Genomic DNA, 15,342 nt, shown 5'->3' with positions numbered 1-15,342 from the left:
AGTATATTGTTCCAAAATCAGCCAAATTATAATGAACCTAATTCAGTTGCCTGTTCATCACGCTCATGACTCAAACTTTGTTTCAGTTGGCTCAACTGCTTTAAAATGCTGAACATTAAAGACAGTTGCTGCAAAATGATCAGGGATTTCTGATCTTGCTCCTGATCTTGAGCCAGGCGCTGGCGAATATGGGCAATCATATTTTGCGCACTTAAATCGGGCATTTCATCTCTTAGCAATGCACCACGAATGTTCTCAAGTGCTTTGTCTAGTAAATTCAGAATGTCCTGATCTTCAATTTTTTCCCGGTGTGCGCCCAGTGCGGCAATATAACTGATAAAAGTATGATTCAGACACAGGAACTCAAAGGCTAGTGATTTTTGTACCGGATCAATATCCGGTTCAGTGGCCAGTGTGGAAATCAGTGAGGCTACCTCGGCATCGGTATTATGAGCAGCACGGCGCACAATCCGATATTTCAGGCCGTTATTACGTCCTGACTTATACTGCTCGATCACTTCGCTCAAATAATCCGCTTCTGCTTGCAAGCTGCGTTTGATACTTCGAGGCAAACGCCGGAACTTCCAGTCTGGAAAAATAAAGCTGACGCCGAACCAGGCAATGGCACAGCCAATCAAGGTGTCGATCATACGCGGGATGGCCGCGGCATAGCCCATACCATCCAGATTGAAGTTGATCAGCGCTAAAATCGTAATAAAGGCTGTGGCCTGTGCATACTGTTTACTGCGTAATTCAAAGAACAGAATCCCGCTCAATACCAGAAGTAATAATTGTCCTTCGATGGATGGCACAAAATATAAAATGGCATAACCGAGAATAATCCCGACCAACGTACCGACAATACGCAGACGTAAACGGCGTTTGGTGGCGTTAAAGTTGGGCTGGCTGACAAAGAGTGCAGTCAATAAAATCCAGTAACCATATTCAATATTGCTGACCTGTACGAAGATATAGCTGATCAGCAGTACAATCGACAGGCGAATGGCATGCCGGAATAGCACCGATTCTGGGGTCAGATGCTGCTTAATTCGAATCTTGATATCATCCCAGCCTTTCAGGTCATCATCTCTGAGCTGGTTTTCGATATGTTTGAAACGCTCGGACTTGATATTTTGCTCGGTTTCCAGGTTGCGTAACTGGGCATCAATCGATTTCAGGTTTTGAAACAGCGCAAACAGGGCACTGATCCAGACCTGATCATACTGCTGCTCCTGACGTAGCTTATCCAGAGACTGTCTCAGGTTGTCAAAGGCATGCTTAAAGCGCTGGTTATGCACATAGGGTTTGCGCATTAGCAAACTTTCACTCAGGTCCACACAGGCTTTGCCCTGAATTGACATAATGCGCTGGAAGCGGAACAGGATATCGCTATGCTGGAAAATCTTGGCCAGTTTCTGATAATCAATATGCGCTGAATCGGCACGTTCATGAATATCCTGCGCGACAAAATAATATTGCAGGCTGCGACGGGTGTCTTTTTGCCCACGGTCGCCTTTCAGGCGGGTCAGGAGAGCCGTTTTCATTTCATTAAAAATCGCAATCAGTTTGCCGTTTTCAAGCGAGAGTTCAATCATGCTCTGCTGATAGCTTTTCGGCGTCATGTCCACATCAAACAGATTGGACTTAGCATATAAAAAGTTACCGAGCGCAGAATAGGAAATGGCAAGCTTGTCTTGCGCCAACCGGGCAGGGAAAATCAGGAAACTGATGGTCGACAGCAGACCGTACCACATCGCGCCGATGACCAATAAACCAGCCTGTTTATACCATTCATCAAACAGCTCCACCCCGAGCATGGAATAAACGGAAATCACCAGACAGCCGTAGGAAATCGTGGCATAGCGTCGCCCTAGTGAACCCAGCAAAATCAGGGCAATACAGGACACAATTAAGGCCAAGGCAAACAGCAAGGGATAAGGAAAAAGCAGATATACGCCTACTGCCGTAATAAAGAAGCCAATGTAGGTGTAGAGCAGATTTAAAATCCGCACCGAAAAGCGGTCATCAATATCGCTTAAACCGGCTGCGACCACCCCTAAAGTCAATGGGATCGTCATCAATTGTTGTCCCATAAAATAGGGAACAAAGGCGGTACCTGCAAATGCCGTCATCATGCGCAGGTTATACATCAAGGTCGTATTATAGGTGGTTTGCTTGAGACGAGTGAGCCAAGATTTCAAAGGTCGTCCTTTATACTGCAGTCTTAGAGCTGAATCTGAATAGGCTAATGAAAATAGTATATTTATAAATCTTCATTTCAGGCTAAATCATACTATGCACTGTGTTAATTTGTCTGCATATTAGCGCTTTAAATCTTCATGCTTATGACATCGAATAAAATAGTACAACAACCTTATGCCATGTCCTGGATAGTTTTGCTGGCGACCCTAAGTGCACTCGGGCCTTTATCCATCGATATGTATCTTTCGGCCTTACCGGCCATGGCAGCAGATTTTGGTGTCAGTACCCAAATGGTTTCCAATAGCTTGCCGGCTTATTTCTTTGGTCTGGCGATCGGGCAACTGATTTATGGTCCGATCAGTGACCGGATTGGGCGTAAACCACCACTGTATTTTGGGCTTTGTTTATACATTGTGGCAAGTTTACTATGTGTCTTTGCGCAGGATGAATGGAGTCTGATCGCTGCACGGATTCTGCAAGCCTTAGGTGGCTGTGTCGGGGTGGTCATGGCACGTGCTGCAATTCGTGATCGCCTGGATATGCATTCAGCAGCTCAGGCCTTTGCCAGCATGATGATTGTGACTGCGATTGCACCAATCATCGCTCCAAGCCTGGGGGCCTGGGTATTGATGTTTTATGAATGGAACGTGATCTTCTTGGTGTTGATGGGCTGCGGTCTGTTGAGTCTGGCCTGTTTACACTTTCTTTTTAAAGAAACCCTGGAGCTAGAACGCCGTCTCAAGCTGAACTTTCAACAGGTTATAAGTTTGTACCGGTGCATTTTTCAGGATCCAAGCTTTCGACGTCCGCTCTATGCCGGCTGTTTTTCCGGTGCGGTGATGTTCTGTTATATCAGCGCTTCTTCGGCCATTCTGATGGATCGTTATCAACTGACCGAGCAGCAGTTTGCGTATGCCTTTGGTGCCAATGCCTTCGGGATCATGCTGTTTTCGACCTTGAATAAACGTCTGGCTGGGCGTTTCTCGATATTGCAGCGTCTGAAAATTGGCACCTGTCTGCAGTTTGCCGGTGTATTAGGGTTAATCTTGCTCGGCTGTCTGGATGTCGATGCTGTGCTCTGGGTGTTGTTAGGCATGTTTATTGTGGTGGCAGCCCTTGGGTTTACTGGTCCGAATACCATGGCTTTAGCAATGGCTAAACAGGGCGAGCGGGCAGGAACTGCAAGTGCCATTATGGGCAGTATGCAATTTGTCTGTGGTTTATTGGGCGGTGTATTACTGAATTTTCTGATCTGGCATGCTTTACTGAATATGGCATTGATCATGCTGGTTTTTGTCGGTATTTCTGCTTGGGCGATTTTTAAAATCAACATGCCCAGCCTAAAAAATGCATAGATGCTGGCTGCCTCTCAGATAATAAAAATACTGGTCTGGACAGAGGGCTAAGCAAGTTGGCTTAGCCCTGCTTGCATCACTCATCGATAAACACGGCAAATTCTTCTACGGGAACGCGCGGGGTAATAAAGCTGTTAATAATTTGCTCTGGGTCGGCATAACCCAGTGCCATACCGCAGACCAGCTCTTCATCATCGGGTGCGCCGACCAGATCAAGCACGATCGGGTGAAAGTGATTCCAGGCTGCCTGCGGGCAAGTGTCCAGACCGCGGGCTTTTGCTGCCAGCATAACATTCTGGATCATCATGGAAACATCCATTTTGGACCCAATCGCCAAAGACCGATGTACAGTAAAAAATAAGCCGACAGGGGCATCAAATAATTCAAAATTACGCAGCTGCTGACGCGCCATTTTTTCCTTTTCGCCTTTTTGAATATTCAGCAAGCCATATAAACCCCAGCCATTTTCACGACGACGTTCAATAAATGGCGAGATCCATTGTTCAGGATAGTAGGCGAAAGTTTCCTGATACTGCTGTGACAATGCAGGATTTGCATAGATTTGCATTTGTGCCTGACAGACACGTTGCACGAGTTCATCACGCTTTTTACCTGTTACCACATACACCTTCCAGGGTTGGGTATTGGTTCCTGAAGGTGCGCGGCTGGCCACCGCCAGAATCTCTTTTAAGGTGTCTGTACTAACGGGGGTATTTAAAAAAGCACGCACTGAATGGCGAGAAGTGATGGTGTGATCTACAGCATGAACAAGATTTTGATCCATTATGGGGTCCAGTCGAATATCCTTATTGAGTTTGCAATGACTATAAACTAAACAAACAGAACGGGGGATAGGAAAATTTAATTCTTCGCCAGCTGAAAAAACAATTTATCAGCAAAATGACTTGAATAATGAAATTTCGCATGCTTTTAGCTGAGCATAAATCGCCTCAGTGATAGCAATGGATTTAGTCATAAAGTTGGTCTTTGATTTAAAAAATGGCTTAAAACCCAAGTGCTTGAACCATTCAACAATAACAATTTCACACAGAGAACTGGTTTATTTTGACTGAAAATCAAGATAATTTAATTTCAAGATCCCTGTTTCATTTTGTGTCGAGTAAAAGATTAATATTTTTTTTGAATTAAAATATAGATTAATCTTCATATAAAAATGAGAATTTATAATTATTTTTTATAGGTAAATTAACTATTGCTAATAAAAAGAAATAAAACCTGATACGAAGAAACAGCATAATGTACGACTTTTCATCTTAATTCATGCATTTCGTGATTAAGATCTGTTTTAAATAACGCGATTCCAGATGGCTTGAATGAAGTCTTTAGGTTGAAAGCACTCATCAAGCACTGAATGTTTTTTTTGAGCTTAAAACACAGTTTTTTTACCAGCATGCGCATCTGTTTGAAAATTGTCTGCAATTTTACAACAGACTGAGTATCGGAATAGAAAAGGTGTTGCTTTTATAAATCTCTCATTTGTTGAATATGATCGTGATGATGATATTCATAAGTTTGAAAGAGATGATAAATCGGTTTGTTTTTCTAAAGGTGATAGATCAAATCAGGATATTTCCAGATGAACATCTAATGAGCGAGCTAGAAATCTAGCGCACTCCATAACTTTTAGAAAAATAAAAAATTCAAAATCATCTTGGGCAAAAAATTATGGATTTTACTTTTAACGCATTTTATACCTTGATTGCCGCAGTCATTGTTTTGTTACTCGGCCGATTCCTGGTTAATAAAATCGATTTTTTAAAGCGCTACAATATTCCTGAGCCGGTTGCAGGCGGTTTGGTTGCTGCGATTATCTCATTACTGGTGCATTCACTGTGGGGATACAGCATCACCACCAGTTCAGAGCTACAAACCAGTTTTATGCTGATCTTCTTTGCCTCGATCGGTCTGAGTGCCAACTTTTCCAAGTTGCGTGAAGGCGGTGTCGGTCTGGTAATTTTCCTGTTTGCTATATCGATTTTTATTGTTTTGCAAAATACAGTCGGTATGAGTCTGGCAACACTGCTTGGTATTGACCCACTGATTGGCCTGATTGCAGGTTCAGTTACCTTAACCGGCGGTCATGGTACTGCGGGTGCATGGGGGGAGATTTTTGAAGTTGAACATGGCATTCAGGGTGCTTTGGCACTGGGTATGGCCAGTGCGACTTTCGGTCTGATCATCGGCGGGATCATTGGTGGACCTTTGGCCAAATTACTGATCAATCGTCATAACCTGGCTACTGCACGTACCGATCAGCAGATCGAAAAGCGTGACAATACACCAATGGATAGCACGACCAACGAATATGTACCGTTTGAATATCCGCATCAGGTGCGTTTAATTACCGCTGATAATGCAATCACGACCTTGGGCCTGTTCGCAGGCTGTTTGGCTTTTGCAGAGTTTATGACCGGTTTCAGTAAAGGTACTGCGTTTGAACTGCCAACATTTGTCTGGGCATTGGCGGGTGGTGTCATTCTGCGTAATGTACTGGAAGGTGTTTTCAAGGTTCAGATTTTCGATCGTGCGATTGATGTGTTCGGTAATGCTTCATTGTCGCTGTACTTGGCGATGGCATTGTTATCATTGAAATTATGGCAATTGGCTGACCTTGCAGGACCCCTGATGGTAATTCTGGGTGCGCAAACCATCACCATGGCTTTGTATGCAGCTTTCGTCACTTTCCGCCTCATGGGCAAAAACTATGATGCTGCAGTACTTGCAGCAGGTCATTGTGGTTTCGGTATGGGTGCAACGCCAACAGCGGTTGCCAATATGCAGGCGATTACCAATATGTATGGTGCATCGCATAAGGCCTTCCTGATTGTTCCATTATGTGGTGCGTTCTTTGTTGACTTAATCAATGCTACTGTTATTCAGATGATTTTGAAGTTTTTTGCATAATTTTTATGCCTGATACGATGAGTCATAGGCTCATAAGGATGTGACATGAATGATCAGTTAAATGAAACCTTACTCGGCTGGATTAATGCCCTGAATGGTCCTTTATGGGATTTTCTGGTGGTGTTTCTGGTCGCAGTCGGTATTTTCTACACGATCATGACCGGTGCAGTACAAATTCGTTTGTTCTGGCACAGCATGAAAGTCATGAAAAATAGCCGTGGCAAGGTTCAGGATACGCACGGCATTACTCCGTTTCAGGCTTTTGTCACCGGATTGGCAAGCCGGGTTGGTGTGGGCAATGTCGCAGGTGTTGCCATTGCGATTGCGATTGGTGGCCCCGGTGCCGTGTTCTGGATGTGGTTTACTGCCTTTTTGGGTATGAGTTCTGCTTTTGTTGAATCCTCTTTGGCACAGTTGTTTAAGGTGCGAGATAACAAAAACCAGCAATTCCGTGGTGGTCCAGCTTATTACATTACTCAAGGCCTGAAACAGAAATGGCTCGGGATTGTCTTTGCGATTGCATTGATCACGACTTATGGTTTTGTCTTCAATGCAGTTCAGGCCAATGCCATTACCGGAGCAACCTCTCATGCCTGGGGCTGGGATCAGGCGAACCTGATTCTGCCATTAGGCGGCCTGAATCTGGAAATTTCCTGGGTCGGATTGTTTCTGGTCTTGATGACTGCGGTGATCATTTTTGGCGGGATTAAACGGATTGCGAAAGTTGCGGAAAGCTTTGTGCCGTTTATGGCTGTGCTTTATCTGGCTGTGGCTTTGTATATTGCGGTCATCAATTACGATTTGCTCCCATCCATCTTCCAGCTCATTTTCAGTAAAGCCTTTGAATTTGAAGCCGCCGCTGGTGGATTCTTTGGCGCCATGGTATCTATGGCGATGATGATGGGCATCAAGCGTGGTCTGTTCTCTAACGAGGCAGGGATGGGTTCGGCACCGAATGCTGCTGCAGCTTCCGATGTCAAACATCCGGTCAACCAGGGTCTGGTACAGATGCTCGGAGTATTTGTAGATACCTTTGTGGTGTGTTCATGTACCGCGATTATTATTCTGGTTTCGGGTCTGTATGAAAATGCAGGATTTGAAGGCGTGACCTTGACCCAGATGGCGCTTGAAAGCCAGATTGGTGCTTGGGGTGATGACTTCCTGGCTTTGATTCTGTTCCTGTTTGCCTATTCTTCGATTATTGGTAACTATGCCTATGCCGAAGGAAACGTCCAGTTCATCAATAACAATAGCCGGGTGATGTTGATTTTCCGCTTATTTGTATTGGTCATGGTGTATTTCGGTTCTATCGCCAGTGTGCCATTGATCTGGAATATGGCAGATCTGTTCATGGGTGTCATGGCAAGCATCAACCTGATCGCAATCCTGTTGCTGATGCCATTCTTGCTGATGCTACTTCGCGACTATACTGGTCAGTTGAAGCGTGGTGTGAAAGAGCCTGAATTTAAACTGGATAACCATCCTAAATTTAAAGACAAGGTCAAATCAGATATCTGGTAAGACTTGAAGCAAAAAGCCCCGATCATTCGGGGCTTTTTTTGTGCCAAAGTTTTATTTAAAAGAAATTTAAATAACTTTGATAAAGCACAAAGCCTAAAATCAGGCTGAACCAGACCGGTAGTTTTGAGCGTAGCAGAGCAATCATCACCGCGACAAAGACCAGGTCGGAGCCATAACTAAAATAACGTTGTGAAAGATCCAGCAATAAATACAGTAACAGTCCCACTACCGCAGCATTGATGCCCATCACCGCCTGATGAATATGGCGCTGCTGCATCAACCATGACCAGTAAGGCAAGGTGGCAAAAATCAGAAAAAATGAAGGTAAAAATATTGTGCAGGTCGCTAGCACTGCATTCAGCCAGACATAAGGCGTCCAAGGCAGCAAGGCACCGATATAACTGGCAAAACTGAATAAAGGTCCCGGCATCAGTTGGGTAAAGGCATAGCCAAGATCAAAAGATTGCGCACTCACCAAACCGGTTGTGACAAAGTCCTGATGTAACAAAGGCAGAATCACATGACCGCCACCAAACACCAGCGAGCCAGTCTGATAGAAATTGGAAAAAAATTGCAGCTCCGATTCACCCCATAATTTGCCTGCTAAGGGCAGCAGCAAAAATGGCAAGATAAATGCTAGCAGCCAATAGGGTGCAGCGGCAGATCGAATATATGGCGAGCTGATTGCCGTTTTGTTAATTTCTTTGGGTTTCGAATCTGATTGGGAAAAATATCCAGCCAAGAGTCCACAGATTGCGCCCAGTATAATGACCAGAATCTGGTTAAAACTTACTGAAACGACTATCAGTAATGCGACAGAGAGGATTAAGACAGCGTATTGCCAAACCGTTTTACAGAAGCTTCTCAGCATTTGCCAGAATGCCCAGGCGATTACAGAAAATACAATTAACTGGATGGTATGAAAGCTGTTTGAGTTTAAAATATGAAAATAGCTTTGACCCAAGAGCGCCACCAAGGTCATCAGAATCATTGAGGGCAGGGTAAAACCCAACCATGCGATCACGGCACCAGTATAGCCCCGTTGCAGATAACCGATCGACAGTCCCACCTGACTGCTGCTCGGCCCGGGTAAAAGTTGCGCCAAAGCGACCAGTTGACTGTACTGGGTGTCATTCAACCATTGCAGTTGGGTCACAAATTTTCGGTGAAAAAACACCAGATGCGCCGCTGGACCACCAAATGAAATGCAGCCCAGTTGCAGGAAAATCAGGAAAATCCGATACAGTGAGATTGAAGACATACAGTTATGGGGAAAAATGAAGGTAAAGTAGCTGAACTGTATGACAGTTTTACGAAATTCTACAGACTATTTATGCATGTGTTTATACACTATGCTGCTTTAGATTAATGAGGACATTCTCTGCATGCAGAAATATGTGTTGAGTATGGTGATACTGGGTACATTTGGCCTAAGTGCTTGCCAAACGACCCCAATGACAGCGCAAGCGGCGACCGGTCATCTACAACCTGCTGCACAACGCGGAGAAGCTCAGGCACGTCCGAATCAAATTGATTTTCAAAAGATCAAGCAAACCCAGCAACGTCCGGTAGTTGCTTTAGTTCTGGGCAGTGGCGGTGCTCGTGGCTATGCGCATATTGGTGCGTTGGAAGTACTGGAACAGGCGGGTATTCAACCAGATTTTATTGTCGGAACCAGTGCGGGCAGCATTGTGGGATCCATTTATGCAAGTGGTAAACCGGCGATTGAACTGCGCAATATTGCCCTCAGCATGCGACCGAATGATGTCCGTGATATCAAACTAGCCAGAAAAGGCTTTTTTGACGGCAAGAAAGTTGAAGATTATGTCAATTTGCAGGTCGATCAAACCCCGCTTGAAGCCATGAAAATCCCAATGTTTGTGGTAGCAACCGCGCTGAAAGAAGGCAAGAAAGTCGTCTTTAACTATGGCAATACCGGACAGGCGGTACGTGCTTCAGTCTCGATTCCGAGTATGTTTATTCCGACCATCATTCAAGGTAAAGAATATGTAGATGGTGGTCTAGTCAGTCCGGTGCCGGTCGATGTGGCACGTGAGTTGGGAGCCGACATTGTGATTGCGGTAGATATTCTGGCACAACCCATTCACACGGAAACCAGCAATGTCTGGGGACTGTTTAACCAGAACATCAATATTATGCAGCAACATCTGGCGCATGAAGAATTAAAGCATGCAGATGTGGTGATTCAGCCGGATTTACGCGAAAAAGGCCATATCTTTGATGTCCGTGGCAGGGAACTCACTATGCAGGCTGGTGCCGAGGCGACCCAGTTAAAGTTGATGGAAATTTCACAAGCCTACCAAAAACATGATTATGCTCAAGGACATCGCATTCCACAGTTTGTGGTACATGAACATCAAGCTCAATAAATCTTTTTTTTGAAATTTCTGTTTATCCCTATATCGCATTATAGGGATATTCACTCAAAAGGATAACGGATCATCGGCTGTAACGCTTAACTGATTGTTATAAAAGATAAGATGATTGCCTATGTGTATCAGTCAGTCGGAATTATCGCAAAAGATAAAATTAATTTTAAATATAACAAATTGAATTATAAGTATATTGTTTTAAATAATAAGCCTTATTCGTCTTAAATTAAAATTTTAATATTATTATTCTTATACTTAAGTTGATCAAATATTCAAAAGCATCGATGTTCATGCCAGAATGCAGTTTGAAAAGATCACTACACAGATGTAGACATCATGATGCATATTAAAATTGGACAGCAGGTCAAACTGGCACAATTCGAACACTATATTTTTACAGTGACCGCGACCCATCAGGATGGTTCTTTTACCGTTGAAACGACCTTGGATGGTCAACAAATTTTAAGTTATCAGAACGTGGCGCAGGAAATGCTCAGGCCAGTGATGCTTTAAATCACGCAGAGCCTTTTTATTTTCCTGAATTATTTTTGTTCAGCGCTTAAAACAGTGAAAAATTCTCAGTTGCTGTGTGATCAACCCCAGATAAATAAGTGTTGATTTATTGGCACTTAACTTTCTAACTGAGATTTTAAGCAATTAAATATATTTTTTTCTGTATGAATACATTTTCTATATCAATAATTGTGATGCTTCATTTGCCGAATTGAACATTTTATTCATGTTAAAAACGCTATAATAATAAACGATAACCTTGTCATTCAAAGAGTTCAAAGAAAACGATGGCCCCTTTAGATCAAATTGCAGCAGTGTCGGATGACCAGTCAGAGTTAACGATGTCAGTTCTCATGACGCCAGATATGGCAAATTTTTCAGGAAATGTTCATGGTGGAACCATTCTGAAATTATTGGATCAGGTGGCGTATGCGTGTGCAAGTCGCTATTCGGGTAGTTATGTCGTGACCTTATCTGTAGACAAGGTGAATTTTAAAGAGCCGATTCACGTTGGTGAGCTGGTTACCTTTCTGGCCAGTGTGAATCATGTTGGCCGTACTTCAATGGAAATCGGGATTCGTGTAGAAGCCCAGAATATTCAAAAGAGAACGGTACGTCATACCAATAGCTGTTATTTCACCATGGTTGCGGTGGATGAAAATGGTAAACCAAAACAGATTCCAGCTTTGAACCTGGACAATGACTGGAAACGTTGCCGTTTTGAAGCAGCAGAACAGCGTAAAGTCGCGCGTTTGCAAGAAAATCATCATCCTTCATGCAGCATTTATAAAAAGACTGCACAGAGTTAAGTTAAATCGTGATTGAGAAAAGACCTTCATATGAAGGTCTTTTTTTTGCATCGATTTCAGTTTTTCACTGGAGCTTTGTTATTTTTTACCCCAATATAAAACGATACGTATCGTTTCGATTTTTAGATCTTAAAAGTTAAGTAGAAAAATATGAGCAGTGACGAAAAAAGTTCCCGACGACAGCAGTGCATTTTACAGGCGGTCGCAGATGCGCTGGCAGAATGTGAATATCATCAGCTGACGATTGAAGATGTAGCGGCATGTGCTGGCGTCGGCAAGTCCACGATTTATCGCTGGTGGAAACATAAATCGGAACTGGTATTAGATACTTTCAAGCAACATACAGCCTCAATATTTGAGCTAGATGTCTCTAAAAGCCTGAAAAGCAATCTCATTCAACAACTCAATTCTTTATCTCAGGCACTGAATCATCCGGTGGGGCGGGCTTTGCTGGTGGTGATTACCAATCACCGCGAACTGGCAGGTGAGTTCTTTCAGCAATATCTGTTGCCACGTCGGCAACAGACCCATCAACTGATTCAGCAAGCGATTGAACGGGGAGAAATACGCCCGGATTATCCTTTTGATTTGATGCTGGATACCTTATACGGCCCGATTCATTACCAGATTATTTTTTTCAACCGGATTCCAGATGAACACTATATCCAGAATCTGGTCGAGTTGGCCTTGTATCCTGTCGCTATTCAAGCCTGAGTTTGTGCTATTTCCCTACAAATTTTAAAAGTTGGTGATTATGTCAGTTAGCGCTGAGCGGTTATGGAATCGCTCATTTATCTTGTGCTTATTCAATAATTTTTTCCTGTTCGTTTATTACTTTGCCTTACTGACCATCTTGCCGATTTACATCATGAAAGATCTGGGCGGTTCGGTAAAAGAAGCTGGGTTGGCGCTGACGCTATTTTTGGCCTCTTCGATTGCGATTCGGCCATTTTCCGGCATGATCATCGAAAAGCTCGGCAAGAAAATCTCGATGCGCGGCGCAGGTGTGATTTTTGCCTTATTTGCCTTTAGTTATTTGCTGGTGGATAGCATGTGGTCGCTGTTGCTGGTGCGTTTTTTACATGGCATCTGGTTCAGTATTTTGACCACGGTGGCAGTACCTGTCGCTAATGAATTTATTCCTGAACAGCGCAAAGGCGAGGGCATGGGTTATTTTGTCATGTCGACTAATCTGGGTGTAGTGTTTGGGCCCTTGCTGGCATTGACCGTAATTCAGTTCACCAGCTTCAAAGTCTTATTTGGCATTCTTGCCGTTATTATTTCTTTGGGACTCATCTTCTGCTGGATGCTCAAAATCACAGAGTTACCAAAACCTGAAGCCATAAGTACAGGGAAAGTCAGTTTGAGCTTGCAGGATATTCTGGAAGTCAAAGTTCTGGCGGTAAGTTTTGTGGCGTTGCTAACCGCTTTTGCCTACTCGGGCATCATGAGTTTTATTATTGCATTTAGTGAAACCAAGCAGCTTTTAGCCTAATACCAGCGTATTCTTTATTGTCTTTGCAGCGTCCATGTTGCTGGTCAGACCTTGGGTTGGAAAGATTTATGACCGTAAGGGACCCAGTGCGGTTATTTATCCTTCCTTTATTTTCTTTGCCATTGGTCTGGTGATTGTCAGCCTGATTTCCAATCAATGGATATTATGGTTGTCGGCGGTGTTTATTGGAATCGGTTATGGTTCACTGTTCCCATGTTTGCAGACCTTGGCCATTCAGTCGGTCGACAAACAGCGTATGGGACATGCGATTTCAACTTTCTTTACCCTGTTTGATTTGGGTTTGGCGATCGGTTCCGTAGCCATGGGAATATTGATTGCCTATTGGGGCTTTGAAACCACCTATGTTTTGAGTGCTGTACTCGTCATTGTGACGATATTGGTTTATCGTCAGTATGTTGCCAAAAAGCAAAAATAAGCGCCCGGCAAGTTTGGAGTTATAAAATGGAATTAAGACATTTACGTTATTTCGTTACAGTGGCGCAGGAACTGAACTTTACCCGTGCCGCGGAAAAATTAAATACGGTACAGCCATCACTGAGCCAGCAAATCAAGGATCTGGAACGTGAGGTTGGCGTACAGTTGCTGGAGCGGAATAACCGTAAGGTCGGGCTCACTGAAGCCGGTCAGGCATTTTTAAAAGAAGCTTTATTGAGTCTTGAGCATGCAGAGCGCGCCATTCAGACTGCCAGACAGATCGCCAATGCGCAGCAGGACCAGCTGAATATCGGTTTTGTCCCGGTCGCGGAAATGAAAGTCTTTCCTTATATCATGCCGAATATCCGCGCGCATTTTCCTGAACTGAAAGCACAGTTTCACAGTCTGACCGATGCAGAACAGTTTAGTGCTTTAAGAAATGGACAGATTGACATTGCCTTTACCCGATATCCAGGGCAGTTGAGTGAGTTTGATTCGATCCGCATTTTTGATGAGCCTCTAACCCTGATCGTGCCGAAAGATTCCCCGGCTGCGGCCTTGTCCTATGTCAGTATCAAGAGTTTTGAAAATCAGGACTTTGTGATTAGTGGTGAGCAGTCCTCACCGCAACTGCATAAGCTGATTCAGGATTTTTTTAAACAGTCCAAATTAAAAGTGAATGTGGTGCAGTATTCCACCAATATTCTGCTCAATGTCAATCTGGTGGGAATGGGCGTGGGCTGGAGTCTGGTGCCAGCCTATGTGATTCCATTGCTCGGCGATAATATTGTGGTGAAAAAGACCCTAGAACCGTTACCGATGATTGGACTGTATGCCAATTATCGCAAGGATCAAAAACATGTGGTGATTGATCTGATTTTGAAAGTATTAAAAGAAAAGTTTTGTGTGGATCTTTTCTAATATCTGCATCGTTGATCAGCCCATCGAAAAAGCAGTGCGACAGAAATGATCTGTAGCACATCCTTTTAAATCGGAACTGCAAATCGCTTTATACTGAACCTCTAACAATAAAAAAACCGGTTGAAGCAGGATGATGAAGCTCTATAACAATCCGCAATCACGTGGCCTGACCTTGTTGCCTTTGCTGAAAGAATTACAAATTGAAGATCAGATTGAGCAGGTGGAGATTGCCTATGAGGATATGCATCAGCAGGCATATACACAGATGAATCCGATGGGAAAAGTTCCCTGTCTGGTAGATCAGGAGATCGTCATTTCAGAAATGGCCGCCATTTTTATCTATCTGGCAGATAAGTATTCTGACAAAGGATTGGCACCTGCTTTGGATGATCCGAAGCGTGGGGCGTATTTGAAATGGATGTTTTTCTGTCATGGACCCTTTACCGAATATATCGATATAAAAAATTTACAGGTGTCGCCAGAAAATATTGAAAAGAACCGGAGAGGTTTAAGTTTTGGGAATGAAGCAGCCGTATTTGATTTTCTGAAACAGGGCATCGGGCAGGCCAGTCCTTATCTGTTGGGTGAAAAAGTCTCGGCCGCAGATCTCTATGTGGCTTACTGTTTGATTTTCGCGATCTCTGCGAAAATTTTACCGAAATTTGACGAGTTCAGACCCTTCCTGCAGCAGATGGCCTCTCGTGATTCCCTGAAAGATATCCCGTGGTTTCAGGAATACCGAGTCTAACTCCTCAGTCTATATATTGTCCGAG

General features: G+C 43.7%; 12 protein-coding genes and 1 pseudogene. 10 read left to right on the top strand and 3 right to left on the bottom strand.

The window, feature by feature from the left end; all coding sequences use genetic code 11:
* Positions 1-26 precede the first annotated feature (26 nt).
* Positions 27-2,201, bottom strand: coding sequence for a YccS family putative transporter (gene yccS, locus FTT86_RS02420; RefSeq protein ID WP_180180476.1), 2,175 nt, complete (start codon positions 2,199-2,201; stop codon positions 27-29).
* 138 nt (positions 2,202-2,339) lie between these two features.
* On the opposite strand from yccS, the gene FTT86_RS02415 reads away from it, so the two are divergent.
* Positions 2,340-3,557 carry a multidrug effflux MFS transporter gene (locus FTT86_RS02415; RefSeq protein ID WP_180180475.1) on the top strand — a complete coding sequence of 406 codons (1,218 nt, stop codon included), beginning with the start codon at positions 2,340-2,342 and terminating at the stop codon, positions 3,555-3,557.
* A gap of 76 nt (positions 3,558-3,633) precedes the next feature.
* Here the strand turns inward: FTT86_RS02415 and FTT86_RS02410 are convergent, their stop codons facing one another.
* Positions 3,634-4,341, bottom strand: coding sequence for a nitroreductase (locus FTT86_RS02410; protein WP_005104039.1), 708 nt, complete (start codon positions 4,339-4,341; stop codon positions 3,634-3,636).
* A gap of 902 nt (positions 4,342-5,243) precedes the next feature.
* Between FTT86_RS02410 and gltS the strand changes: the two genes are divergently transcribed.
* Positions 5,244-6,482: a sodium/glutamate symporter gene (gene gltS / locus FTT86_RS02405; protein WP_180180474.1), complete on the top strand. Its 1,239-nt coding sequence runs from the start codon at positions 5,244-5,246 to the stop codon at positions 6,480-6,482.
* Positions 6,483-6,527: 45 nt separating this feature from the next.
* Complete coding sequence (locus tag FTT86_RS02400; protein WP_005252633.1) at positions 6,528-8,003, top strand: sodium:alanine symporter family protein; 1,476 nt, start codon at positions 6,528-6,530, stop codon at positions 8,001-8,003.
* 55 nt (positions 8,004-8,058) lie between these two features.
* Here the strand turns inward: FTT86_RS02400 and chrA are convergent, their stop codons facing one another.
* The gene (chrA, locus tag FTT86_RS02395) at positions 8,059-9,264 is read right to left on the bottom strand and encodes a chromate efflux transporter (protein WP_005252631.1); all 1,206 of its coding nucleotides are present in this window, start codon (positions 9,262-9,264) and stop codon (positions 8,059-8,061) included.
* A gap of 124 nt (positions 9,265-9,388) precedes the next feature.
* Between chrA and FTT86_RS02390 the strand changes: the two genes are divergently transcribed.
* The 7 genes and pseudogenes from FTT86_RS02390 to FTT86_RS02360 all read left to right on the top strand — a co-directional run bounded on the left by FTT86_RS02390 (position 9,389) and on the right by FTT86_RS02360 (position 15,317).
* Positions 9,389-10,393 (top strand): patatin-like phospholipase family protein, encoded by a 1,005-nt coding sequence (locus tag FTT86_RS02390; RefSeq protein ID WP_180180473.1) that lies wholly within the window; start codon positions 9,389-9,391, stop codon positions 10,391-10,393.
* A 339-nt stretch (positions 10,394-10,732) separates the two neighbouring features.
* Positions 10,733-10,909, top strand: coding sequence for a hypothetical protein (locus FTT86_RS02385; RefSeq protein WP_004731959.1), 177 nt, complete (start codon positions 10,733-10,735; stop codon positions 10,907-10,909).
* Between the two features lie 287 nt (positions 10,910-11,196).
* The gene (locus FTT86_RS02380; RefSeq protein WP_004280680.1) at positions 11,197-11,718 is read left to right on the top strand and encodes an acyl-CoA thioesterase; all 522 of its coding nucleotides are present in this window, start codon (positions 11,197-11,199) and stop codon (positions 11,716-11,718) included.
* A 150-nt stretch (positions 11,719-11,868) separates the two neighbouring features.
* Positions 11,869-12,432 carry a TetR/AcrR family transcriptional regulator gene (locus FTT86_RS02375; protein WP_180180472.1) on the top strand — a complete coding sequence of 188 codons (564 nt, stop codon included), beginning with the start codon at positions 11,869-11,871 and terminating at the stop codon, positions 12,430-12,432.
* A 40-nt stretch (positions 12,433-12,472) separates the two neighbouring features.
* A pseudogene (locus FTT86_RS02370) lies at positions 12,473-13,674 on the top strand (MFS transporter).
* Position 13,675: 1 nt separating this feature from the next.
* Positions 13,676-14,569, top strand: a complete 894-nt coding sequence (locus tag FTT86_RS02365) for a LysR substrate-binding domain-containing protein (protein WP_005104032.1) — start codon at positions 13,676-13,678, stop codon at positions 14,567-14,569.
* Between the two features lie 133 nt (positions 14,570-14,702).
* Positions 14,703-15,317, top strand: a complete 615-nt coding sequence (locus FTT86_RS02360) for a glutathione S-transferase family protein (RefSeq protein ID WP_180180546.1) — start codon at positions 14,703-14,705, stop codon at positions 15,315-15,317.
* Positions 15,318-15,342: the final 25 nt, after the last annotated feature.

The organism is Acinetobacter sp. YH01021, from assembly GCF_013420255.1.
Lineage (GTDB): Bacteria > Pseudomonadota > Gammaproteobacteria > Pseudomonadales > Moraxellaceae > Acinetobacter.
The sequence above is the reverse complement of the archived record's forward strand: the minus strand, read 5'-3'. Positions and strand labels throughout refer to the sequence as shown.

Bases quoted from the DNA above. Each gene is read 5' to 3' on its own strand.
- FTT86_RS02415 (WP_180180475.1), top strand. From the start codon at position 2,340: ATGCTTATGACATCGAATAAAATAGTACAACAACCTTATGCCATGTCC.
- FTT86_RS02410 (WP_005104039.1), bottom strand. From the start codon at position 4,341: ATGGATCAAAATCTTGTTCATGCTGTAGATCACACCATCACTTCTCGC.
- gltS (WP_180180474.1), top strand. From the start codon at position 5,244: ATGGATTTTACTTTTAACGCATTTTATACCTTGATTGCCGCAGTCATT.
- FTT86_RS02400 (WP_005252633.1), top strand. From the start codon at position 6,528: ATGAATGATCAGTTAAATGAAACCTTACTCGGCTGGATTAATGCCCTG.
- chrA (WP_005252631.1), bottom strand. From the start codon at position 9,264: ATGTCTTCAATCTCACTGTATCGGATTTTCCTGATTTTCCTGCAACTG.
- FTT86_RS02390 (WP_180180473.1), top strand. From the start codon at position 9,389: ATGCAGAAATATGTGTTGAGTATGGTGATACTGGGTACATTTGGCCTA.
- FTT86_RS02385 (WP_004731959.1), top strand. From the start codon at position 10,733: ATGATGCATATTAAAATTGGACAGCAGGTCAAACTGGCACAATTCGAA.
- FTT86_RS02380 (WP_004280680.1), top strand. From the start codon at position 11,197: ATGGCCCCTTTAGATCAAATTGCAGCAGTGTCGGATGACCAGTCAGAG.
- FTT86_RS02375 (WP_180180472.1), top strand. From the start codon at position 11,869: ATGAGCAGTGACGAAAAAAGTTCCCGACGACAGCAGTGCATTTTACAG.
- FTT86_RS02365 (WP_005104032.1), top strand. From the start codon at position 13,676: ATGGAATTAAGACATTTACGTTATTTCGTTACAGTGGCGCAGGAACTG.
- FTT86_RS02360 (WP_180180546.1), top strand. From the start codon at position 14,703: ATGAAGCTCTATAACAATCCGCAATCACGTGGCCTGACCTTGTTGCCT.